Source organism: Klebsiella sp. Sb-30, from assembly GCF_057652795.1.
This window is the reverse complement of the sequence record NZ_CM172749.1, coordinates 5117451-5140876: the sequence shown is the minus strand read 5'-3', so window position 1 is coordinate 5140876 and position 23426 is coordinate 5117451. Positions and strand designations below refer to the sequence as shown.

At 51.9% G+C, this 23426-nt stretch carries 15 protein-coding genes, 6 tRNA genes and 3 rRNA genes; 23 read left to right on the top strand and 1 reads right to left on the bottom strand.

Annotation, left to right across the window (positions count from 1 at the left end):
• Nucleotides 1-181 precede the first annotated feature (181 nt).
• The 11 genes from pepQ (at nt 182) to birA (ending at nt 11999) form a co-directional block, all read left to right on the top strand.
• A complete protein-coding gene (pepQ, locus tag AC236I_RS24005; RefSeq protein ID WP_004869689.1) occupies nt 182-1513 on the top strand; it encodes a Xaa-Pro dipeptidase in 1332 nt (443 codons plus the stop codon).
• Entirely contained in the window at nt 1513-2127 is a 615-nt protein-coding gene (locus tag AC236I_RS24000) for an IMPACT family protein (protein ID WP_015585390.1), read from the top strand. The genes pepQ and AC236I_RS24000 overlap by 1 nt, the downstream gene beginning before the upstream one ends.
• A 40-nt stretch (nt 2128-2167) precedes the next feature.
• A complete protein-coding gene (trkH, locus tag AC236I_RS23995) occupies nt 2168-3619 on the top strand; it encodes a Trk system potassium transporter TrkH (protein WP_004119068.1) in 1452 nt (483 codons plus the stop codon).
• 11 nt (nt 3620-3630) lie between these two features.
• Nucleotides 3631-4164, top strand: a complete 534-nt coding sequence (gene hemG, locus AC236I_RS23990; RefSeq protein ID WP_032718488.1) for a menaquinone-dependent protoporphyrinogen IX dehydrogenase — start codon at nt 3631-3633, stop codon at nt 4162-4164.
• A 388-nt stretch (nt 4165-4552) separates the two neighbouring features.
• A 16S ribosomal RNA gene (locus tag AC236I_RS23985) occupies nt 4553-6092 on the top strand.
• 71 nt (nt 6093-6163) lie between these two features.
• Nucleotides 6164-6240, top strand: a tRNA-Ile gene (locus AC236I_RS23980).
• A gap of 111 nt (nt 6241-6351) precedes the next feature.
• Nucleotides 6352-6427: transfer RNA gene (locus AC236I_RS23975), tRNA-Ala, on the top strand.
• A gap of 206 nt (nt 6428-6633) precedes the next feature.
• A 23S ribosomal RNA gene (locus AC236I_RS23970) occupies nt 6634-9540 on the top strand.
• A gap of 93 nt (nt 9541-9633) precedes the next feature.
• Nucleotides 9634-9749: ribosomal RNA gene (rrf, locus tag AC236I_RS23965) — 5S ribosomal RNA — on the top strand.
• Together the 16S, 23S and 5S rRNA genes with 2 tRNA genes alongside form the textbook arrangement of a ribosomal RNA operon.
• A 262-nt stretch (nt 9750-10011) precedes the next feature.
• Nucleotides 10012-11040, top strand: a complete 1029-nt coding sequence (gene murB / locus AC236I_RS23960; protein ID WP_015585389.1) for a UDP-N-acetylmuramate dehydrogenase — start codon at nt 10012-10014, stop codon at nt 11038-11040.
• Complete coding sequence (gene birA / locus AC236I_RS23955; protein WP_004118405.1) at nt 11037-11999, top strand: bifunctional biotin--[acetyl-CoA-carboxylase] ligase/biotin operon repressor BirA; 963 nt, start codon at nt 11037-11039, stop codon at nt 11997-11999. The genes murB and birA overlap by 4 nt, the downstream gene beginning before the upstream one ends.
• A 47-nt stretch (nt 12000-12046) precedes the next feature.
• Here the strand turns inward: birA and coaA are convergent, their stop codons facing one another.
• Nucleotides 12047-12997 carry a type I pantothenate kinase gene (gene coaA, locus AC236I_RS23950; protein ID WP_015585388.1) on the bottom strand — a complete coding sequence of 317 codons (951 nt, stop codon included), beginning with the start codon at nt 12995-12997 and terminating at the stop codon, nt 12047-12049.
• Nucleotides 12998-13521: 524 nt separating this feature from the next.
• Between coaA and AC236I_RS23945 the strand changes: the two genes are divergently transcribed.
• From AC236I_RS23945 to rpoB, 12 genes are all read left to right on the top strand, one after another.
• A tRNA-Thr gene (locus AC236I_RS23945) sits at nt 13522-13597 on the top strand.
• 10 nt (nt 13598-13607) lie between these two features.
• Nucleotides 13608-13692, top strand: a tRNA-Tyr gene (locus AC236I_RS23940).
• 119 nt (nt 13693-13811) lie between these two features.
• Nucleotides 13812-13886 (top strand) — tRNA-Gly (locus tag AC236I_RS23935).
• Between the two features lie 5 nt (nt 13887-13891).
• A tRNA-Thr gene (locus AC236I_RS23930) sits at nt 13892-13967 on the top strand.
• Nucleotides 13968-14082: 115 nt separating this feature from the next.
• Nucleotides 14083-15267: an elongation factor Tu gene (gene tuf / locus AC236I_RS23925; protein ID WP_004118409.1), complete on the top strand. Its 1185-nt coding sequence runs from the start codon at nt 14083-14085 to the stop codon at nt 15265-15267.
• A gap of 229 nt (nt 15268-15496) precedes the next feature.
• Nucleotides 15497-15880 carry a preprotein translocase subunit SecE gene (gene secE, locus AC236I_RS23920; RefSeq protein ID WP_004118411.1) on the top strand — a complete coding sequence of 128 codons (384 nt, stop codon included), beginning with the start codon at nt 15497-15499 and terminating at the stop codon, nt 15878-15880.
• 1 nt (nt 15881) lies between these two features.
• On the top strand, nt 15882-16427 hold the full coding sequence (gene nusG / locus AC236I_RS23915) for a transcription termination/antitermination protein NusG (protein WP_002438628.1): 546 nt from the start codon (nt 15882-15884) through the stop codon (nt 16425-16427).
• A 153-nt stretch (nt 16428-16580) separates the two neighbouring features.
• The gene (gene rplK / locus AC236I_RS23910; RefSeq protein WP_003862340.1) at nt 16581-17009 is read left to right on the top strand and encodes a 50S ribosomal protein L11; all 429 of its coding nucleotides are present in this window, start codon (nt 16581-16583) and stop codon (nt 17007-17009) included.
• Nucleotides 17010-17012: 3 nt separating this feature from the next.
• Entirely contained in the window at nt 17013-17717 is a 705-nt protein-coding gene (gene rplA, locus AC236I_RS23905) for a 50S ribosomal protein L1 (protein WP_004118413.1), read from the top strand.
• A gap of 417 nt (nt 17718-18134) precedes the next feature.
• Entirely contained in the window at nt 18135-18632 is a 498-nt protein-coding gene (gene rplJ / locus AC236I_RS23900) for a 50S ribosomal protein L10 (RefSeq protein ID WP_001207203.1), read from the top strand.
• 66 nt (nt 18633-18698) lie between these two features.
• Nucleotides 18699-19064 carry a 50S ribosomal protein L7/L12 gene (gene rplL, locus AC236I_RS23895; RefSeq protein ID WP_004118416.1) on the top strand — a complete coding sequence of 122 codons (366 nt, stop codon included), beginning with the start codon at nt 18699-18701 and terminating at the stop codon, nt 19062-19064.
• Nucleotides 19065-19389: 325 nt separating this feature from the next.
• The gene (rpoB, locus tag AC236I_RS23890; protein WP_004118418.1) at nt 19390-23418 is read left to right on the top strand and encodes a DNA-directed RNA polymerase subunit beta; all 4029 of its coding nucleotides are present in this window, start codon (nt 19390-19392) and stop codon (nt 23416-23418) included.
• Nucleotides 23419-23426: the final 8 nt, after the last annotated feature.

Genomic DNA, 23426 nt, shown 5'->3' with positions numbered 1-23426 from the left:
TGAATCCAGCAATGTGATCTGGTCGTACCAGATGCAACGGAGTGTGGGATTTATGTTAAAGAATTGCAAATGAGTCTTTAAATAAATGCTGGTCTGATCACACCTGGCGGAAATCACCCTGCCCGGGGCCGATGTGCTAAGATGCGGGGAATTACGATCGAATAAAAGCAAAGGATGAAAGATGGAATCACTAGCCGCGCTCTATAAAAATCATATCGTTACCCTACAAGAACGTACCCGTGATGCTTTAGCTCGTTTTAACCTTGATGCGTTGCTGATTCACTCCGGTGAGCTGGTCAATGTCTTCCTGGACGATCATCCGTACCCGTTTAAGGTCAACCCGCAATTTAAATCCTGGGTCCCGGTGACGCAGGTGCCCAACTGCTGGCTGCTGGTTGATGGCGTCAACAAACCGAAACTGTGGTTCTACCTGCCGGTTGATTACTGGCATAACGTTGAACCGCTGCCGACCTCGTTCTGGACGGAAGAGGTTGAAGTGATTGCCCTGCCGAAAGCCGACGGTATTGGCAGCCAGCTGCCTGCGGCGCGCGGCAATATCGCCTATATCGGGCCGGTGCCGGAGCGTGCGCTTGGTCTGGAGATCGCTGCCAGTCATATCAACCCGAAAGGGGTGATTGATTTCCTGCACTACTATCGTTCCTTTAAGACCGATTATGAGTTGGCCTGCATGCGCGAAGCGCAGAAGTCGGCGGTTAACGGGCATCGCGCGGCCCATGAAGCATTCCTCTCAGGAATGAGCGAATTCGATATCAACCAGGCGTATCTGACGGCTACCGGTCATCGCGACACCGATGTGCCTTACAGCAATATCGTGGCGCTTAACGAACATGCCTCTGTACTGCATTACACCAAACTGGATCATCGTGCGCCGGCAGAAGCGCGCAGCTTCTTACTGGATGCCGGAGCGGAATATAACGGCTATGCGGCAGACCTGACGCGTACCTGGGCGGCACACGGCGATAATGACTTTGCCCATTTGATTAAAGACGTTAACGATGAGCAGCTGGCTCTGATTAGCACGATGAAGGCTGGAAAAAGCTATGTGGATTACCACATCCAGTTCCACCAACGCATTGCTAAACTGTTGCGTAAGCACCAGATCGTGACCGACATGAGCGAAGAGGCCATGGTTGAAAACGATCTGACCGGACCGTTTATGCCGCACGGTATTGGCCATCCGCTGGGCCTGCAGGTCCATGATGTGGCCGGTTTCATGCAGGATGATACCGGTACCCATCTGGCGGCGCCGTCGAAGTATCCCTATCTGCGCTGCACGCGTATTTTGCAGCCGCGTATGGTGCTGACCATCGAGCCGGGCATCTACTTTATTGAATCTCTGCTGGCGCCGTGGCGTGAAGGGCAGTTTAGCAAACACTTCAACTGGCAAAAAATTGAAGCATTGAAGCCGTTTGGCGGCATCCGTATTGAAGATAACGTCGTCATCCACGAAAACAGTGTTGAAAATATGACGCGTGACCTGAAACTGGCGTAATGGAAAGCTGGTTGATACCGGCCGCGCCGGTGACCTTTGTCGAAGAGATCAAAAAAAGTCGTTTTATCACGCTGTTGGCACATACTGACGGCGTGGTAGCGGCAAAGGCGTTTGTTGAGTCCGTCAGGGCGGAGCACCCTGACGCCCGTCATCATTGTGTGGCGTGGGTGGCCGGGCCACCCAATGACTCTCAACAGCTGGGTTTTTCTGACGATGGCGAACCGGCAGGCACCGCGGGTAAACCTATGCTGGCGCAGCTGATGGGCAGCGGCGTCGGCGAAATAACGGCCGTCGTGGTACGCTACTACGGCGGTATTTTACTTGGTACCGGCGGTCTGGTTAAAGCGTATGGCGGCGGCGTCCATCAGGCGCTTGCCGGGCTGACAACGCAGCGCAAGACGCCGTTGACCGCATATACTTTGCAGTGTGAGTACGGGCAGTTAGCCGGAGTTGAAACGCTGTTGGCTCAGTTCTCAGGACAAATTGTCGCCAGTGACTATCAGGCCTCCGTCCAGCTTCGTGTGGCGCTTCCGCAAGCTGAAGTGGCGTCTTTTTCGACAAAACTGGCTGATTTTAGTCGTGGTTCGTTGCAATTACTGAAGATTGACGAATAATCCCCACCTGATTTTTTGCATACCAAAGGAAGCGCCAGAGATGCATTTTCGCGCCATAACCCGAATCGTTGGACTGTTGGTCATTTTGTTTTCGGGGACGATGATCCTTCCGGGATTAGTGGCCCTGATATACCGCGATGGCGCGGGGCGGGCGTTTACCCAGACCTTTTTTGTCGCGCTGGCGATAGGCTCTCTATTATGGTGGCCGAACCGCCGTGAGAAGGGCGAACTGAAATCCCGCGAGGGTTTTCTGATTGTCGTCCTCTTCTGGACCGTGCTGGGCAGCGTCGGTGCGCTACCGTTTATTTTCGCCGAACAACCGAATCTGACGATAACAGATGCGTTTTTTGAGTCATTCTCAGGCCTGACTACGACCGGCGCCACCACGCTGGTGGGGTTGGACTCTTTACCACATGCCATCCTCTTTTATCGACAGATGCTGCAGTGGTTTGGCGGTATGGGGATCATTGTGTTGGCAGTAGCAATACTGCCGATACTGGGCGTCGGTGGGATGCAGTTGTATCGGGCGGAAATGCCGGGGCCACTGAAGGACAATAAGATGCGCCCGCGTATCGCCGAGACGGCCAAAACGCTGTGGCTTATCTACGTGCTGTTGACGGTCGCCTGTGCGCTTGCGCTCTGGTTCGCGGGTATGCCGGCATTTGATGCTATCGGTCACAGCTTTTCGACTATCGCGATCGGCGGCTTTTCTACGCATGACGCCAGCGTAGGGTATTTTAACAGTCCAACCATTAACACGATTATTGCGGTTTTCCTGCTGATCTCAGGCTGTAACTATGGCCTCCATTTTTCATTGCTCAGCGGGCGCAGTCTGAAGGTGTACTGGCGCGATCCTGAATTCCGCATGTTTATTGGTGTCCAACTGACGCTGGTGGTGATTTGTACGCTGGTGTTGTGGTTGCATGATGTGTATAGCTCGGCGCTGACGACGCTGAATCAGGCCTTCTTCCAGGTCGTCTCAATGGCGACGACCGCGGGCTTTACCACCGACAGTATCGCGCGCTGGCCGTTATTCCTGCCGGTGCTGCTATTGTGCTCGGCATTTATTGGCGGTTGTGCCGGGTCGACGGGCGGCGGGCTGAAGGTTATCCGTATACTGCTGTTGTTCAAACAGGGGAACCGGGAACTCAAGCGTCTGGTGCATCCGAATGCGGTATACAGTATTAAGTTAGGTAACCGTGCGCTGCCGGAACGTATTCTGGAGGCGGTGTGGGGATTCTTTTCTGCCTATGCGCTGGTGTTCATTATTAGCATGCTGGCGATCATCGCGACCGGAGTGGATGACTTTTCTGCTTTCGCCTCGGTTGTGGCAACGTTAAACAACCTCGGGCCAGGACTTGGCGTAGTGGCGGACAACTTCGCGACAATGAACCCGGTCGCGAAATGGATCTTGATTGCTAATATGCTGTTTGGTCGTCTGGAAGTGTTCACCTTACTGGTGCTCTTTACCCCCACTTTCTGGCGCGAATAACAGGAGTGCTTGTGAAAACGTTGATATTATTCTCTACCCGCGACGGGCAGACGCGTGAAATTGCCTCCTTCCTGGCCTCTGAGCTGAAAGAGCTGGGTATCGATGCGGATACGGTTAATCTCAACCGTACTGAAGAGGTTGAATGGCGCCACTACGATCGCGTGGTGATTGGTGCATCGATTCGTTACGGACACTTTCATCCGGCGCTGGACCGTTTCGTGAAGAAACACCTGCAGTCGTTGAATGCGCTGCCGGGGGCGTTTTTCTCGGTGAACCTCGTGGCGCGTAAGCCGGAGAAGCGCACGCCGCAGACAAATAGCTATACGCGTAAGTTTCTGCTCAATTCACCATGGCAACCGCAGCGCAGCGCGGTGTTTGCCGGCGCGCTGCGCTACCCGCGCTATAGTTGGTACGATCGCGTCATGATTCGTCTGATAATGAAGATGACCGGCGGTGAAACGGATACCAGTAAAGAAGTTGTCTATACCGACTGGAAGCAGGTTGCCAATTTTGCGCGGGAAGTCGCACAAATGACGAGCAAATAGCCCATAAAATGGGCGTGATGGCGGGAATTTGAGCGGTTGAAAAGTTTTTTTAAAACAGGGCTTGTCAACGTCTCAGAACTCCCTATAATGCGCCTCCACTGACACGGAACAACGGCTTACAGGCCGCCGGGTTAGCGGGGTTCAGCGATGAACACCGGCAGAGAAAAGCAAAAATAAATGCTTGACTCTGAGTGAGGAAAACGTATTATACGGGACCTCGCGACAGAGCGCTCAGCGCCGTCGCACTGCTCTTTAACAATTTATCAGACAATCTGTGTGGGCACTCAAAGTGACATGGATTCTTAACGTCCTCGGACGAAAAATGAATACCAAGTCTCTGAGTGAACACGTAATTCATTACGAAGTTTAATTCACGAGCATCAAACTTAAATTGAAGAGTTTGATCATGGCTCAGATTGAACGCTGGCGGCAGGCCTAACACATGCAAGTCGAGCGGTAGCACAGAGAGCTTGCTCTCGGGTGACGAGCGGCGGACGGGTGAGTAATGTCTGGGAAACTGCCTGATGGAGGGGGATAACTACTGGAAACGGTAGCTAATACCGCATAACGTCGCAAGACCAAAGTGGGGGACCTTCGGGCCTCATGCCATCAGATGTGCCCAGATGGGATTAGCTAGTAGGTGGGGTAATGGCTCACCTAGGCGACGATCCCTAGCTGGTCTGAGAGGATGACCAGCCACACTGGAACTGAGACACGGTCCAGACTCCTACGGGAGGCAGCAGTGGGGAATATTGCACAATGGGCGCAAGCCTGATGCAGCCATGCCGCGTGTATGAAGAAGGCCTTCGGGTTGTAAAGTACTTTCAGCGAGGAGGAAGGCATTAAGGTTAATAACCTTAGTGATTGACGTTACTCGCAGAAGAAGCACCGGCTAACTCCGTGCCAGCAGCCGCGGTAATACGGAGGGTGCAAGCGTTAATCGGAATTACTGGGCGTAAAGCGCACGCAGGCGGTCTGTTAAGTCAGATGTGAAATCCCCGGGCTCAACCTGGGAACTGCATTTGAAACTGGCAGGCTTGAGTCTTGTAGAGGGGGGTAGAATTCCAGGTGTAGCGGTGAAATGCGTAGAGATCTGGAGGAATACCGGTGGCGAAGGCGGCCCCCTGGACAAAGACTGACGCTCAGGTGCGAAAGCGTGGGGAGCAAACAGGATTAGATACCCTGGTAGTCCACGCTGTAAACGATGTCGACTTGGAGGTTGTTCCCTTGAGGAGTGGCTTCCGGAGCTAACGCGTTAAGTCGACCGCCTGGGGAGTACGGCCGCAAGGTTAAAACTCAAATGAATTGACGGGGGCCCGCACAAGCGGTGGAGCATGTGGTTTAATTCGATGCAACGCGAAGAACCTTACCTACTCTTGACATCCAGAGAACTTAGCAGAGATGCTTTGGTGCCTTCGGGAACTCTGAGACAGGTGCTGCATGGCTGTCGTCAGCTCGTGTTGTGAAATGTTGGGTTAAGTCCCGCAACGAGCGCAACCCTTATCCTTTGTTGCCAGCGATTCGGTCGGGAACTCAAAGGAGACTGCCAGTGATAAACTGGAGGAAGGTGGGGATGACGTCAAGTCATCATGGCCCTTACGAGTAGGGCTACACACGTGCTACAATGGCATATACAAAGAGAAGCGACCTCGCGAGAGCAAGCGGACCTCATAAAGTATGTCGTAGTCCGGATTGGAGTCTGCAACTCGACTCCATGAAGTCGGAATCGCTAGTAATCGTAGATCAGAATGCTACGGTGAATACGTTCCCGGGCCTTGTACACACCGCCCGTCACACCATGGGAGTGGGTTGCAAAAGAAGTAGGTAGCTTAACCTTCGGGAGGGCGCTTACCACTTTGTGATTCATGACTGGGGTGAAGTCGTAACAAGGTAACCGTAGGGGAACCTGCGGTTGGATCACCTCCTTACCTGAAAGAACCTGCCTTTGTAGTGCTCACACAGATTGTCTGATGAAAAATAAGCAGTAAAAAATCTCTGCAGGCTTGTAGCTCAGGTGGTTAGAGCGCACCCCTGATAAGGGTGAGGTCGGTGGTTCAAGTCCACTCAGGCCTACCAAATTCATCCTGAATACTGCGTTGTGAAACGACTCGCATACTTCAGTATGTTTCGTCCTTCCACGCCTTGTCTCAGTCTGAATTACCGGTACAAGAGATTTAGCATTACGATGGGGTTATAGCTCAGCTGGGAGAGCGCCTGCCTTGCACGCAGGAGGTCTGCGGTTCGATCCCGCATAGCTCCACCATCCTTTACTGCGGCACAACAAGAAAACTTCAGAGTGTACCTGAAAAGGTATGCTGCGAAGTTTTGCTCTTTAAAAATCTGGATCAAGCTGAAAATTGAAACGACACACTGTTTCCTTTCTCCGTAATAAGAGAGGAAAAGCGGTGTGTTCGAGTCTCTCAAATTTTCGCAACGCGGACTGTTTTACGAAACAGTTTCGGGTTGTGAGGTTAAGCGACTAAGCGTACACGGTGGATGCCCTGGCAGTCAGAGGCGATGAAGGACGTGCTAATCTGCGATAAGCGTCGGTAAGGTGATATGAACCGTTATAACCGGCGATTTCCGAATGGGGAAACCCAGTGCAATTCGTTGCACTATCGTTAAGTGAATACATAGCTTAACGAAGCGAACCGGGGGAACTGAAACATCTAAGTACCCCGAGGAAAAGAAATCAACCGAGATTCCCCCAGTAGCGGCGAGCGAACGGGGAGCAGCCCAGAGTCTGAATCAGCGCGTGTGTTAGTGGAACGGTCTGGAAAGTCCGGCGGTACAGGGTGATAGCCCCGTACACTAAAATGCACACGTTGTGAACTCGAAGAGTAGGGCGGGACACGTGGTATCCTGTCTGAATATGGGGGGACCATCCTCCAAGGCTAAATACTCCTGACTGACCGATAGTGAACCAGTACCGTGAGGGAAAGGCGAAAAGAACCCCGGCGAGGGGAGTGAAAAAGAACCTGAAACCGTGTACGTACAAGCAGTGGGAGCCTCTTTATGGGGTGACTGCGTACCTTTTGTATAATGGGTCAGCGACTTATATTCTGTAGCAAGGTTAACCGTATAGGGGAGCCGCAGGGAAACCGAGTCTTAACTGGGCGTTAAGTTGCAGGGTATAGACCCGAAACCCGGTGATCTAGCCATGGGCAGGTTGAAGGTTGGGTAACACTAACTGGAGGACCGAACCGACTAATGTTGAAAAATTAGCGGATGACTTGTGGCTGGGGGTGAAAGGCCAATCAAACCGGGAGATAGCTGGTTCTCCCCGAAAGCTATTTAGGTAGCGCCTCGTGAACTCATCTTCGGGGGTAGAGCACTGTTTCGGCTAGGGGGTCATCCCGACTTACCAACCCGATGCAAACTACGAATACCGAAGAATGTTATCACGGGAGACACACGGCGGGTGCTAACGTCCGTCGTGAAGAGGGAAACAACCCAGACCGCCAGCTAAGGTCCCAAAGTCATGGTTAAGTGGGAAACGATGTGGGAAGGCACAGACAGCCAGGATGTTGGCTTAGAAGCAGCCATCATTTAAAGAAAGCGTAATAGCTCACTGGTCGAGTCGGCCTGCGCGGAAGATGTAACGGGGCTAAACCATGCACCGAAGCTGCGGCAGCGACACTATGTGTTGTTGGGTAGGGGAGCGTTCTGTAAGCCGTTGAAGGTGGCCTGTGAGGGTTGCTGGAGGTATCAGAAGTGCGAATGCTGACATAAGTAACGATAAAGCGGGTGAAAAGCCCGCTCGCCGGAAGACCAAGGGTTCCTGTCCAACGTTAATCGGGGCAGGGTGAGTCGACCCCTAAGGCGAGGCCGAAAGGCGTAGTCGATGGGAAACAGGTTAATATTCCTGTACTCGGTGTTACTGCGAAGGGGGGACGGAGAAGGCTATGTTAGCCGGGCGACGGTTGTCCCGGTTTAAGCATGTAGGCGGAACGATTAGGTAAATCCGGTCGTTTATTCAACGCTGAGGTGTGATGACGAGGCACTACGGTGCTGAAGTAACAAATGCCCTGCTTCCAGGAAAAGCCTCTAAGCATCAGGTAACAACGAATCGTACCCCAAACCGACACAGGTGGTCAGGTAGAGAATACCAAGGCGCTTGAGAGAACTCGGGTGAAGGAACTAGGCAAAATGGTGCCGTAACTTCGGGAGAAGGCACGCTGATGGTAGGTGAAGTGACTTGCTCATGGAGCTGAAATCAGTCGAAGATACCAGCTGGCTGCAACTGTTTATTAAAAACACAGCACTGTGCAAACACGAAAGTGGACGTATACGGTGTGACGCCTGCCCGGTGCCGGAAGGTTAATTGATGGGGTTATCCGTAAGGAGAAGCTCTTGATCGAAGCCCCGGTAAACGGCGGCCGTAACTATAACGGTCCTAAGGTAGCGAAATTCCTTGTCGGGTAAGTTCCGACCTGCACGAATGGCGTAATGATGGCCAGGCTGTCTCCACCCGAGACTCAGTGAAATTGAACTCGCTGTGAAGATGCAGTGTACCCGCGGCAAGACGGAAAGACCCCGTGAACCTTTACTATAGCTTGACACTGAACATTGAGCCTTGATGTGTAGGATAGGTGGGAGGCTTTGAAGCGTGGACGCCAGTCTGCGTGGAGCCAACCTTGAAATACCACCCTTTAATGTTTGATGTTCTAACGTAGACCCCTAATCGGGGTTGCGGACAGTGTCTGGTGGGTAGTTTGACTGGGGCGGTCTCCTCCCAAAGAGTAACGGAGGAGCACGAAGGTTAGCTAATCCTGGTCGGACATCAGGAGGTTAGTGCAATGGCATAAGCTAGCTTGACTGCGAGCGTGACGGCGCGAGCAGGTGCGAAAGCAGGTCATAGTGATCCGGTGGTTCTGAATGGAAGGGCCATCGCTCAACGGATAAAAGGTACTCCGGGGATAACAGGCTGATACCGCCCAAGAGTTCATATCGACGGCGGTGTTTGGCACCTCGATGTCGGCTCATCACATCCTGGGGCTGAAGTAGGTCCCAAGGGTATGGCTGTTCGCCATTTAAAGTGGTACGCGAGCTGGGTTTAGAACGTCGTGAGACAGTTCGGTCCCTATCTGCCGTGGGCGCTGGAGAATTGAGGGGGGCTGCTCCTAGTACGAGAGGACCGGAGTGGACGCATCACTGGTGTTCGGGTTGTCATGCCAATGGCATTGCCCGGTAGCTAAATGCGGAAAAGATAAGTGCTGAAAGCATCTAAGCACGAAACTTGCCCCGAGATGAGTTCTCCCTGACCCTTTAAGGGTCCTGAAGGAACGTTGAAGACGACGACGTTGATAGGTCGGGTGTGTAAGCGTAGCGATACGTTGAGCTAACCGATACTAATGAACCGTGAGGCTTAACCTTACAACGCCGAAGCTGTTTTGGCGAAGAGACGAATGTTCAGCTTGATTACAGATTAAATCATCGCGCAGGAATGCGGGGTGAAAACAGAATTTGCCTGGCGGCGATAGCGCGGTGGTCCCACCTGACCCCATGCCGAACTCAGAAGTGAAACGCCGTAGCGCCGATGGTAGTGTGGGGTCTCCCCATGTGAGAGTAGGGAACTGCCAGGCATCAAATAAAACAAAAGGCTCAGTCGAAAGACTGGGCCTTTTGTTTTATCTGTTGTTTGTCGGGAAACACTCACCGGGGCAGGATGTCCGCCATAAACGGCCAGGCATCAAATCAGTCAGAAGCCCGTCCTCACCGACGGGCTTTTTGCGTCTTTATCCATGAAAAACTAAAACATCCTGAATAGCCGCCTGGCCGCAATCAAGCAAGCCTTCCCCCAGCAGATACGGTAAACTAGTGCAGATTTTGCATCAGGAAGCCACTATGAATCACTCCCTCAAACCCTGGAACACCTTTGGCATTGACCGCATGGCCAAAGCGATTGTACGTGCTGAAAATGAACAGCAGCTATTGTCCGCATGGCAACAGGCCACTGCAGAGGATCAGCCCGTTTTGATCCTTGGTGAGGGGAGCAACGTACTCTTCCTGAAGGATTATGCCGGTACGGTGATAATCAACCGCATCATGGGAATTGAGGTCACGGAAACACCTGATGCCTGGCATCTACACGTTGGCGCCGGAGAAAACTGGCATCAACTGGTGCAGTTTACGCTGGATAATGACATGCCGGGTCTGGAAAACCTCGCCTTGATTCCTGGGTGTGCAGGCTCTTCCCCGATTCAGAATATCGGCGCATATGGCGTCGAGCTACAGCGTGTTTGCCAGTATGTTGATTGTATCGAGCTGGCAACTGGCCATAAGCAGCGTCTTTCTGCGAGTGAATGCCGTTTTGGCTATCGTGACAGTATTTTCAAACATGAATACCAGGATCGCTTTGCCATCGTTGCGGTAGGTCTCCGCCTGACAAAGGTCTGGGATCCGATATTAACCTACGGTGACCTGACCCGCCTTGACCGACAGACCGTGACTCCGCGTCAGGTGTTTGACGCCGTTTGTCATATGCGAATGACTAAGCTCCCTGATCCGAAGGTGAGTGGAAATGCCGGCAGTTTCTTTAAAAATCCGGTGATTGATGCCGGGAAAGGGCAGACGCTACTGGCCATGTTCCCGAATGCTCCGCACTACCCGCAGGCAGATGGGCGTATAAAACTGGCCGCAGGCTGGCTAATCGATCAATGCCAGCTGAAAGGGAAAACCATCGGCGGGGCCGCGGTGCATCGTCAGCAGGCTTTAGTATTAATCAATGCTAATCAGGCAACCAGCGACGATGTCATTAAGCTGGCGCATTATGTCCGTCAGCAGGTAGGCGAGAAGTTCAATGTCTGGCTCCAGCCGGAAGTCCGCTTTATTGGCGCAACCGGTGAAGTGAATGCCGAGGAGGCTATTGCATGAGAGATAATACAATCCCCCTGACATTGATATCAATTTTAGCGGATGGCGAATTTCATTCCGGAGAGCAACTTGGCGAGCGTCTGGGAATGAGTCGGGCGGCAATCAATAAACATATTCAGACTCTCCGCGACTGGGGAGTTGATGTGTTCACCGTCCCAGGAAAAGGTTACAGCCTGCCAGAGCCGATCCAGCTATTAGATGAACAGCGAATCGCTGCACAGATCGAACATGGACGGGTAACAGTGCTTCCCGTTATTGACTCGACGAACCAGTATTTGCTGGATCGTCTTAATGAATTGCAATCCGGCGATGCCTGTGTTGCTGAATATCAGCAGGCCGGCCGCGGTCGTCGAGGGCGCAAGTGGTTTTCTCCCTTTGGCGCAAACCTCTATCTCTCGATGTACTGGCGGCTTGAGCAAGGGCCCGCTGCCGCAGTGGGATTGAGTCTGGTCATCGGGATTGTTATTGCAGAAGTGCTCCAGAGCCTGGGGGCTGATAAAGTTCGGGTGAAGTGGCCAAATGACCTCTATCTTCAGGATCGTAAACTGTCAGGTATTTTGGTTGAGCTGACGGGAAAAACCGGCGATGCGGCACAGATAGTCAGCGGGGCGGGGATCAACCTGGCCATGCGTCACGTCGAGTCAGATGTCGTAAACCAGGGATGGATTAGCTTGCAGGAAGCTGGCGTATCTATCGATCGTAATACGCTGGCCGCGCGCCTGATTAAAGAGCTTCGTGCGGGCCTGCAGCTCTTTGAGCAGGATGGCCTGGCGCCTTATCTGACGCGTTGGGAAAAATTAGATAACTTCCTCAACCGCCCGGTGAAGCTTATTATTGGCGATAAAGAAATATTTGGTATTTCGCGCGGTATCGATACTCAGGGCGCGTTATTGCTTGAGCAGGATGGCGTGATAAAACCCTGGGTTGGTGGTGAGATATCATTGCGCAGTGCAGAATAAACTGAATAAAAAGGGAGCCCAGGCTCCCTTTTTATTTTCTGTAATCGTTATTTCCGTAACCGAACCTGATCAACGGAGTGATTAGCACTTTTCGTCATGATAAGACTGGCTCGTTCACGAGTTGGTAATATGTTTTCTTTTAAATTCAGCAGGTTAATCTCATTCCATAATGAGGTGGCAATGTTCACAGCTTCGTCTTTGGAAAGCTTTGCGTAATTATGGAAATAAGAGTCCGGGTCAGTAAAAGCCCCTTCACGGAATTTTAAGAAGCGGTTGATATACCATGTTTTTAGCAACTCTTCGGGCGCATCAACATATATCGAAAAGTCAACGAAGTCAGATACAAATACGTGGTGCGGATCATGAGGATAATCCATCCCGCTTTGTAAAACATTTAATCCTTCCAGAATCAAAATGTCCGGCTGCGCGACGGTTTTATCTCCATCGGGGATCACATCATAAATCAGATGCGAATAAACCGGAGCGGTAGCGTTAGGGATACCGGATTTCAGGTCGGAGACGAACTTGACCAGACGATGCATATCATAGGATTGCGGGAAGCCTTTCTTCTTCATCAGCCCGCGTTCTTTCAATACGGCGTTAGGATGCAAGAAGCCATCGGTCGTTATCAATTCAACATGACGATGTTCCGGCCAGCGGCTGAGCAGCGCCTGTAATACGCGCGCCGTTGTGCTTTTCCCTACCGCAACGCTCCCGGCAATACTGATGATATAGGGAATGCGTTGCCCGTTAGTTCCGAGGAATTGTTCCAGCACGGCCTGACGGCGCAAGTTAGAACTGATATAGAAATTAAGCAAACGCGACAGCGGCAAATAGATCTCGGCAACTTCTTCAAGAGAAAGATCTTCGTTGATGCCTTTTAACCGCGTGATTTCTTCCTCTGTCAGCGTCATCGGAACGGAATCACGAAGTGCAGCCCATTGGTTGCGGTTAAATTGTAGATAGGGTGTCATTAACGTCTGCTCTTTTTTGCTCATAAGCATGTTCTTAGCATCGCCGAATCAAATGCAGCGAGGGATGCTTCACACAAGTTAATCAGGACAATGGGCAGGAGGGTAACACCAGATTGCGAGGAATAATAAGAAAAAAACTCATCGGATAGTGCTTTCTAATGCAGACATCACAAGAGCGGGGTGCGCAGGTAATTACTAAACAGGTGAATAGAGCGCTCAGGTTACGTGAGCGATAAATGCCGCGGAAGGGAGTCGTCAGCGATGCAGCCAGGCGAAGCTGGAATATCTGCTTTGCGGGCTAAAAGATCGATTATCGTATGCAGAGGTGCTCAGGAAATCGCCCGGGAGGTCAAAAATGCCGGTCTTGAACAAAATATCCCGGGTCAGCGTACGATTTACGCTTAGGTAAATGCCGTTTTTTTGTGCTCCGTTGTTTGAAATTGCAACGATTTTCCTTGTTTGAGCACAAAATATGAGCAATGGAACATTTTATGCAATTTTTTAGTTGCATGAACTCGCAGGTCTCCCTAAAATGCGCGCTACTTGATGCCGACTTAGCTCAGTAGGTAGAGCAACTGACTTGTAATCAGTAGGTCACCAGTTCGATTCCGGTAGTCGGCACCATCAAGTGCCTGGTGGGGTTCCCGAGCGGCCAAAGGGAGCAGACTGTAAATCTGCCGTCATCGACTTCGAAGGTTCGAATCCTTCCCCCACCACCATCTTTCGGCAACGCTTTGCGGAGCCAGAGTTGCTTGGTTAAACTAATCAACTCAAACAGAAAAAGAGATAAGTCTCTTTTTTTTGTTATAGAAAGAACTGGGTAGCCGAGTTTCAGGATGCGGGCATCGTATAATGGCTATTACCTCAGCCTTCCAAGCTGATGATGCGGGTTCGATTCCCGCTGCCCGCTCCAGACGTGCTGATATGGCTCAGTTGGTAGAGCGCACCCTTGGTAAGGGTGAGGTCCCCAGTTCGACTCTGGGTATCAGCACCACTTCTTTATCTCTCCTTCCCTGTTTCTCTCTGTTTATTGCATTCAACAAGTCGGGCATGTTGCCCGGTTGATGTGGTGATATCACCGATTTATCCGTGTCTTAGAGGGACAATCGATGTCTAAAGAAAAGTTTGAACGTACAAAACCGCACGTTAACGTCGGTACTATCGGCCACGTTGACCATGGTAAAACAACGCTGACTGCTGCAATCACTACCGTTCTGGCTAAAACCTACGGTGGTTCTGCTCGCGCATTCGACCAGATCGATAACGCGCCGGAAGAGAAAGCTCGTGGTATCACCATCAACACTTCTCACGTTGAATATGACACCCCGACTCGCCACTACGCACACGTAGACTGCCCGGGCCACGCCGACTATGTTAAAAACATGATCACCGGTGCTGCTCAGATGGATGGTGCGATCCTGGTTGTTGCTGCGACTGACGGCCCGATGCCGCAGACTCGTGAGCACATCCTGCTGGGTCGTCAGGTAGGCGTTCCGTACATCATCGTGTTCCTGAACAAATGCGACATGGTTGATGACGAAGAGCTGCTGGAGCTGGTTGAAATGGAAGTCCGTGAGCTGCTGTCTCAGTACGACTTCCCGGGCGACGACACGCCGATCGTTCGTGGTTCCGCTCTGAAAGCGCTGGAAGGCGAAGCAGACTGGGAAGCGAAAATCATCGAACTGGCTGGCTACCTGGATTCTTACATCCCGGAACCAGAGCGTGCGATTGACAAGCCGTTCCTGCTGCCGATCGAAGACGTATTCTCCATCTCCGGTCGTGGTACCGTTGTTACCGGTCGTGTAGAGCGCGGTATCATCAAAGTGGGCGAAGAAGTTGAAATCGTTGGTATCAAAGAGACTGCGAAGTCTACCTGTACTGGCGTTGAAATGTTCCGCAAACTGCTGGACGAAGGCCGTGCTGGTGAGAACGTTGGTGTTCTGCTGCGTGGTATCAAACGTGAAGAAATCGAACGTGGTCAGGTACTGGCTAAGCCGGGCTCTATCAAGCCGCACACCAAGTTCGAATCTGAAGTGTACATTCTGTCCAAAGACGAAGGCGGCCGTCATACTCCGTTCTTCAAAGGCTACCGTCCGCAGTTCTACTTCCGTACAACTGACGTGACTGGCACCATCGAACTGCCGGAAGGCGTAGAGATGGTCATGCCGGGCGACAACATCAAAATGGTTGTTACCCTGATTCACCCGATCGCGATGGACGATGGTCTGCGTTTCGCAATCCGTGAAGGCGGCCGTACCGTTGGCGCGGGCGTGGTAGCAAAAGTTCTCGGCTAATCGCTGATAACATTTGACGCAATGCGCAATAAAAGGGCATCATTTGATGCCCTTTTTGCACGCTTTCGAACCAGAACCTGGCTCATCAGTGATTTTTTTTGCCATAATCATTGCTGAGACAGGCTCTGTAGAGGGCGTTAAGTCCGAAACGCAGCAGAGCATTTCGGTTTGGTTGCCTCGCTCTCGCGGGGCAAAATTATTTGTCTGAATTCTTGTGACAGGTTGGTTTATGAGTGCGAATACCGAAGCTCAAGGGAGCGGGCGCGGCCTGGAAGCGATGAAGTGGGTGATCGTTGCTGCGCTGCTGATTGTGGCCATCGTAGGCAACTTCCTTTATCGTGACATTATGCTGGCGGTGCGTGCGCTGGCTGTAGTGATTCTGATCGCTGCTGCCGGTGGCGTCGCGCTGTTAACCACTAAAGGTAAGGCGACCGTCGCCTTCGCCCGCGAAGCGAGAACCGAAGTCCGCAAGGTTATCTGGCCAACTCGCCAGGAAACGCTGCACACCACGCTGATTGTTGCTGCGGTTACTGCGGTAATGTCACTGATCCTGTGGGGACTGGATGGTATTCTGGTTCGCCTGGTATCCTTTATCACTGGCCTGAGGTTCTGAGATGTCTGAAGCTCCTAAAAAACGTTGGTACGTCGTTCAGGCGTTTTCCGGTTTTGAAGGTCGCGTAGCTACCTCGTTGCGTGAACATATCAAATTACACAATATGGAAGAGTTGTTTGGCGAAGTCATGGTGCCGACCGAAGAAGTGGTCGAGATCCGTGGTGGCCAGCGCCGCAAGAGCGAGCGCAAATTCTTCCCGGGTTACGTTCTGGTCCAGATGGTAATGAACGACGCAAGCTGGCACCTGGTGCGCAGCGTACCGCGCGTGATGGGCTTTATCGGCGGTACTTCTGACCGTCCGGCACCGATCAGCGACAAAGAAGTTGATGCGATCATGAATCGCCTGCAGCAGGTTGGCGATAAGCCGCGTCCGAAAACGCTGTTCGAGCCGGGCGAAATGGTTCGCGTCAGCGACGGTCCGTTTGCTGACTTTAACGGCGTGGTTGAAGAAGTTGACTACGAGAAGTCTCGTCTGAAGGTCTCTGTTTCTATCTTCGGTCGTGCGACTCCGGTTGAACTGGACTTTGCTCAGGTAGAGAAAGCCTAACCGGCGATCAAAAAAGCAGCGATTTAATCGTTGCATGAGGCGCGAAATTGACATACAATTTCGCGCCTTTTGTTTTTATGGGTCTGATTCCCATAAAGCGATATTTATCACGGGGAGCCTTTTCAGGCGCTACACCCAAACGAGGAAATTTAAATGGCTAAGAAAGTACAAGCCTACGTCAAGCTGCAGGTTGCAGCTGGTATGGCAAACCCGAGTCCGCCGGTTGGTCCAGCACTGGGTCAGCAGGGTGTGAACATCATGGAATTCTGCAAAGCGTTCAACGCCAAAACTGAATCCATGGAAAAAGGTCTGCCGATTCCGGTTGTTATTACCGTTTACGCTGACCGTTCTTTCACTTTCGTTACCAAAACTCCGCCGGCAGCAGTTCTGCTGAAAAAAGCGGCTGGTATCAAGTCTGGTTCCGGTAAACCGAACAAAGACAAAGTTGGTAAAATTTCCCGCGCTCAGCTGCAGGAAATCGCGCAGACCAAAGCTGCCGACATGACTGGTTCCGACATTGAAGCGATGACTCGCTCCATTGAAGGTACTGCACGTTCCATGGGCCTGGTAGTGGAGGACTAAGAAATGGCTAAACTGACCAAGCGCATGTCCGTGATTCGTGACAAAGTTGATGCGACCAAACAGTACGACATCAACGAAGCCATCTCTCTGCTGAAAGAACTGGCTACTGCTAAGTTCGTTGAAAGCGTAGACGTTGCCGTTAACCTCGGCATCGACGCGCGTAAATCTGACCAGAACGTCCGTGGCGCGACTGTACTGCCGCACGGTACTGGCCGTTCCGTTCGCGTAGCCGTATTTGCCCAGGGCCCGAACGCTGAAGCTGCTAAAGCTGCAGGCGCCGAGCTGGTAGGTATGGAAGATCTGGCTGACCAGATCAAAAAAGGCGAAATGAACTTTGACGTTGTTATTGCTTCTCCGGATGCAATGCGCGTTGTTGGCCAGCTGGGCCAGGTTCTGGGTCCACGCGGCCTGATGCCAAACCCGAAAGTGGGTACCGTTACTCCGAACGTTGCTGAAGCTGTTAAGAACGCTAAAGCAGGTCAGGTTCGTTATCGTAACGACAAAAACGGCATCATCCACACCACCATCGGTAAAGTGGACTTTGACGCTGACAAACTGAAAGAAAACCTGGAAGCTCTGCTGGTTGCGCTGAAAAAAGCAAAACCGACTCAGGCTAAAGGCGTGTACATCAAGAAAGTTAGCATCTCCACCACCATGGGTGCTGGTGTTGCCGTTGATCAGGCTGGTCTGAGCGCTTCTGCGAACTAAGATTAGCTTTACGTGGGCGGTGGATTTGTCTACAATTCTACCCCCACGATTCTGTCAATAAGACAGACGCTATGCGAGTCATTTGAATTGTAGCAAGGCAGCAATCGAGTGAATCACCGGGAGTGTAGTTAACTACATGACCGGTGTGAGCGAGAGCAGCTAACGCCGCTGCGGTTCGAAGGACGAAGTCATAGGAAGAATTTGTTCGTTGGAGCCTGGCCTATCCAGGCCTCCGTCGAAGACCGCAGGTGTTTCGTCAGAAACTTAATCCCCTGCGTAGACGGTGACAGAACGCTAAGATTATTTTTTGGATACTCTGGCTTGTTTCTGCTCACCGTATTAAAGACGCTCTTTCGTTGGAAAGAGTGAAGTGAGTTCCAGAGCATAAGCTCTGGCAAACATCCAGGAGCAAAGCTAATGGCTTTAAATCTTCAAGACAAACAAGCGATTGTTGCTGAAGTCAGCGAAGTAGCCAAAGGTGCGCTGTCTGCAGTAGTTGCGGATTCCCGTGGCGTTACTGTGGATAAAATGACTGAACTGCGTAAAGCAGGTCGTGAAGCTGGCGTTTACATGCGTGTTGTTCGTAACACCCTGCTGCGCCGCGTCGTTGAAGGTACTCAGTTTGAGTGCCTGAAAGACACGTTTGTTGGTCCGACCCTGATTGCATACTCTATGGAACACCCGGGCGCTGCTGCTCGTCTGTTCAAAGAGTTCGCGAAAGCGAATGCAAAATTTGAGGTCAAAGCTGCAGCCTTTGAAGGTGAGCTGATCCCGGCGTCGCAAATCGACCGCCTGGCAACTCTGCCGACCTACGAAGAAGCAATTGCACGCCTGATGGCAACCATGAAAGAAGCTTCGGCTGGCAAACTGGTTCGCACTCTGGCTGCTGTACGCGATGCGAAAGAAGCTGCTTAATCGCAGTTATCTTTATAAAGCGCTCGCTTACGTATAAACTTATTCTGATATTCAGGAACAATTTAAATGTCTATCACTAAAGATCAAATCATTGAAGCAGTATCCGCTATGTCCGTAATGGACGTTGTTGAGCTGATCTCTGCAATGGAAGAAAAATTCGGTGTTTCCGCTGCTGCTGCTGTAGCTGTAGCTGCTGGCCCGGCTGAAGCTGCTGAAGAAAAAACTGAATTCGACGTAATTCTGAAAGCTGCAGGCGCTAACAAAGTTGCTGTTATCAAAGCAGTACGTAGCGCAACTGGCCTGGGTCTGAAAGAAGCTAAAGACCTGGTAGAATCTGCACCGGCTGCACTGAAAGAAGGCATCAGCAAAGACGACGCTGAAGCTCTGAAAAAATCTCTGGAAGAAGCTGGCGCTGAAGTTGAAGTCAAATAAGCCAACCCTTCCGGTTGCAGCCTGAGAAATCAGGCTGAGGCTGGTGACTTTTTGGTCACCAGCCTTTTTGCGCTGTAAGGCACCAGTAGCGTTTCACGCTGTTTGACTACTGGGTTGTCCTTTCAATGCTTGTTTCTATAGACGACTTAATATACTGCGACAGGTCAGGGCCCCTGAGCTGTGTAAATCGCAACGAAATGGTTTAAGCGTGATAGAAACAGGCATTGCGGAAAGTGTTCCATTTTCCGGTCCACAAAATAGTGTTGCATAAAAAACTGCCTTATTTGGGCAGACGGGTCGACTTGTCAGCGAGCTGAGGAACCCTATGGTTTACTCCTATACCGAGAAAAAACGTATTCGTAAGGATTTTGGTAAACGTCCGCAGGTTCTGGACATACCTTATCTCCTTTCCATCCAGCTTGACTCGTTTCAGAAGTTTATCGAGCAAGATCCTGAAGGGCAGTACGGTCTGGAAGCAGCTTTCCGTTCCGTGTTCCCGATTAAAAGCTACAGCGGTAACTCTGAGCTGCAATACGTCAGCTACCGTCTGGGCGAACCTGTTTTTGATGTTAAAGAATGTCAGATCCGTGGCGTGACCTACTCGGCACCGCTGCGCGTTAAACTGCGTCTGGTGATCTACGAGCGTGAAGCGCCGGAAGGCACCGTTAAAGACATTAAAGAACAAGAAGTCTACATGGGCGAAATTCCGCTCATGACCGACAACGGTACCTTTGTTATCAACGGTACTGAACGTGTTATCGTTTCTCAGCTGCACCGTAGCCCGGGCGTCTTCTTTGACTCTGACAAAGGTAAGACTCACTCTTCCGGTAAGGTCCTGTATAACGCACGTATTATTCCTTACCGCGGTTCCTGGCTGGACTTCGAGTTCGATCCGAAAGACAACCTGTTTGTCCGTATCGACCGTCGTCGTAAGCTGCCGGCCACCATCATCCTGCGCGCGCTGAATTACACCACTGAGCAGATCCTTGACCTGTTCTTCGAGAAAGTGGTCTTTGAAATTCGCGACAACAAGCTGCAGATGGAACTGGTTCCGGAGCGTCTGCGCGGTGAAACGGCTTCCTTCGACATCGAAGCGAACGGCAAAGTCTACGTCGAGAAAGCCCGTCGCATTACCGCTCGCCATATCCGTCAGCTGGAAAAAGACGATATCAAGCATATCGAAGTTCCGGTGGAATATATTGCGGGTAAAGTTGCGGCCAAAGATTATATCGATGAAGCTACTGGCGAACTGATCTGCCCGGCGAACATGGAGCTGAGCCTGGATCTGCTGGCGAAGCTGAGCCAGTCCGGTCACAAGCGCATCGAGACTCTGTTCACCAACGATCTGGACCACGGTCCGTACATTTCTGAAACTGTACGCGTCGACCCAACTAACGATCGTCTGAGCGCGCTGGTAGAAATCTACCGCATGATGCGCCCGGGTGAGCCGCCGACTCGTGAAGCGGCTGAAAGCCTGTTTGAGAACCTGTTCTTCTCCGAAGACCGCTACGATCTGTCTGCGGTAGGTCGTATGAAGTTCAACCGTTCTCTGCTGCGTGACGAAATCGAAGGTTCCGGTATCCTGAGCAAAGACGACATCATCGAAGTGATGAAGAAGCTCATCGATATCCGTAACGGTAAAGGCGAAGTCGATGATATCGACCACCTCGGCAACCGTCGTATCCGTTCCGTAGGCGAAATGGCGGAAAACCAGTTCCGCGTTGGCCTGGTACGTGTTGAGCGTGCGGTGAAAGAGCGTCTGTCTCTGGGCGATCTGGATACCCTGATGCCTCAGGATATGATCAACGCCAAGCCGATTTCTGCGGCAGTGAAAGAGTTCTTTGGTTCCAGCCAGCTGTCTCAGTTTATGGACCAGAACAACCCGCTGTCCGAGATTACGCACAAACGTCGTATCTCCGCACTCGGCCCAGGCGGCCTGACCCGCGAACGTGCGGGCTTTGAAGTTCGAGACGTACACCCGACTCACTACGGTCGCGTATGTCCAATCGAAACGCCTGAAGGTCCGAACATCGGTCTGATCAACTCCCTGTCCGTGTACGCACAGACTAACGAATACGGCTTCCTCGAGACTCCGTATCGTAAAGTGACCGACGGTGTTGTGACCGACGAAATTCACTACCTGTCTGCTATCGAAGAAGGCAACTACGTTATCGCTCAGGCGAACTCCAACCTGGATGACGAAGGCCACTTTGTAGAAGACCTGGTTACCTGCCGTAGCAAAGGCGAATCCAGCTTGTTCAGCCGCGATCAGGTTGACTACATGGACGTTTCCACCCAGCAGGTGGTTTCTGTCGGTGCGTCGCTGATCCCGTTCCTGGAACACGATGACGCCAACCGTGCATTGATGGGTGCGAACATGCAACGTCAGGCGGTTCCGACTCTGCGCGCTGATAAGCCGCTGGTGGGTACCGGTATGGAACGTGCTGTTGCCGTCGACTCCGGTGTTACTGCAGTTGCTAAGCGTGGCGGTACCGTACAGTACGTCGATGCATCCCGTATCGTTATCAAAGTTAACGAAGACGAGATGTACCCGGGCGAAGCAGGTATCGACATCTATAACCTGACCAAGTACACCCGTTCTAACCAGAACACCTGCATCAACCAGATGCCTTGCGTGTCCCTGGGTGAGCCAATTGAGCGCGGCGACGTGCTGGCAGACGGTCCGTCCACCGACCTCGGTGAACTGGCTCTCGGTCAGAACATGCGCGTAGCGTTCATGCCGTGGAACGGCTACAACTTCGAAGACTCCATCCTCGTCTCCGAGCGTGTGGTTCAGGAAGATCGTTTCACCACGATTCATATTCAGGAACTGGCCTGTGTGTCCCGTGACACCAAGCTGGGGCCGGAAGAGATCACCGCTGATATCCCGAACGTGGGTGAAGCTGCGCTCTCTAAACTGGATGAATCCGGTATCGTTTACATCGGTGCAGAAGTGACCGGCGGCGACATTCTGGTTGGTAAGGTCACGCCGAAAGGTGAAACCCAGCTGACGCCAGAAGAGAAACTGCTGCGTGCGATCTTCGGCGAGAAAGCGTCTGACGTTAAAGACTCTTCTCTGCGCGTACCAAACGGTGTTTCCGGTACTGTTATCGACGTTCAGGTCTTCACCCGCGATGGCGTGGAAAAAGACAAACGTGCGCTGGAAATCGAAGAGATGCAGCTGAAGCAGGCCAAAAAAGACCTGTCTGAAGAACTGCAGATCCTCGAAGCTGGCCTGTTTGGTCGTATCTACGCGGTGCTGGTTGCCGGTGGTGTTGAAGCTGAGAAGCTCGACAAGCTGCCGCGCGATCGCTGGCTGGAACTGGGCCTGACCGACGAAGAGAAACAAAATCAGCTGGAACAGCTGGCTGAGCAGTACGACGAACTGAAACACGAGTTCGAGAAAAAACTCGAAGCGAAACGCCGCAAAATCACTCAGGGCGACGATCTGGCACCGGGCGTGCTGAAGATTGTTAAAGTGTATCTGGCCGTTAAACGTCAGATTCAGCCGGGTGACAAAATGGCAGGTCGTCACGGTAACAAGGGTGTTATTTCTAAGATCAACCCGATCGAAGATATGCCTTACGATGAAAACGGTACGCCGGTCGACATCGTACTGAACCCGCTGGGCGTACCATCTCGTATGAACATCGGTCAGATTCTGGAAACCCACCTGGGTATGGCTGCGAAAGGTATCGGTGAGAAAATCAACGCGATGCTCAAACAGCAGCAGGAAGTCGCCAAACTGCGCGAGTTCATCCAGAAAGCGTATGACCTGGGTACCGATGTTCGTCAGAAGGTCGATCTGAATACCTTCACCGATGATGAAGTTCTGCGTCTTGCTGAAAACCTGAAAAAAGGTATGCCGATCGCAACGCCGGTCTTCGACGGTGCGAAAGAGTCTGAAATCAAGGAACTGTTACAGCTGGGTGGCCTGCCGACTTCCGGTCAGATCACTCTGTTCGACGGTCGTACCGGTGAGCAATTCGAGCGCCAGGTTACCGTTGGCTACATGTACATGCTGAAACTGAACCACCTGGTTGATGACAAAATGCATGCGCGTTCTACCGGTTCTTACAGCCTGGTTACTCAGCAGCCGCTGGGTGGTAAGGCTCAGTTCGGTGGTCAGCGCTTCGGTGAGATGGAAGTGTGGGCGCTGGAAGCTTATGGCGCGGCATACACCCTGCAGGAAATGCTCACCGTTAAGTCTGATGACGTCAACGGTCGTACCAAGATGTATAAAAACATCGTGGACGGCAACCATCAGATGGAACCGGGCATGCCGGAATCCTTCAACGTACTGTTGAAAGAGATTCGCTCGCTGGGCATCAACATCGAACTGGAAGACGAGTAACTCTCGCT

Excerpts from the sequence above, each read along its gene's own strand:
- pepQ (WP_004869689.1), top strand. The coding sequence starts at position 182 with ATGGAATCACTAGCCGCGCTCTATAAAAATCATATCGTTACCCTACAA.
- AC236I_RS24000 (WP_015585390.1), top strand. The coding sequence starts at position 1,513 with ATGGAAAGCTGGTTGATACCGGCCGCGCCGGTGACCTTTGTCGAAGAG.
- trkH (WP_004119068.1), top strand. The coding sequence starts at position 2,168 with ATGCATTTTCGCGCCATAACCCGAATCGTTGGACTGTTGGTCATTTTG.
- murB (WP_015585389.1), top strand. The coding sequence starts at position 10,012 with ATGAATCACTCCCTCAAACCCTGGAACACCTTTGGCATTGACCGCATG.
- birA (WP_004118405.1), top strand. The coding sequence starts at position 11,037 with ATGAGAGATAATACAATCCCCCTGACATTGATATCAATTTTAGCGGAT.
- coaA (WP_015585388.1), bottom strand. The coding sequence starts at position 12,997 with ATGAGCAAAAAAGAGCAGACGTTAATGACACCCTATCTACAATTTAAC.
- tuf (WP_004118409.1), top strand. The coding sequence starts at position 14,083 with ATGTCTAAAGAAAAGTTTGAACGTACAAAACCGCACGTTAACGTCGGT.
- secE (WP_004118411.1), top strand. The coding sequence starts at position 15,497 with ATGAGTGCGAATACCGAAGCTCAAGGGAGCGGGCGCGGCCTGGAAGCG.
- nusG (WP_002438628.1), top strand. The coding sequence starts at position 15,882 with ATGTCTGAAGCTCCTAAAAAACGTTGGTACGTCGTTCAGGCGTTTTCC.
- rplK (WP_003862340.1), top strand. The coding sequence starts at position 16,581 with ATGGCTAAGAAAGTACAAGCCTACGTCAAGCTGCAGGTTGCAGCTGGT.
- rplA (WP_004118413.1), top strand. The coding sequence starts at position 17,013 with ATGGCTAAACTGACCAAGCGCATGTCCGTGATTCGTGACAAAGTTGAT.
- rplJ (WP_001207203.1), top strand. The coding sequence starts at position 18,135 with ATGGCTTTAAATCTTCAAGACAAACAAGCGATTGTTGCTGAAGTCAGC.
- rplL (WP_004118416.1), top strand. The coding sequence starts at position 18,699 with ATGTCTATCACTAAAGATCAAATCATTGAAGCAGTATCCGCTATGTCC.
- rpoB (WP_004118418.1), top strand. The coding sequence starts at position 19,390 with ATGGTTTACTCCTATACCGAGAAAAAACGTATTCGTAAGGATTTTGGT.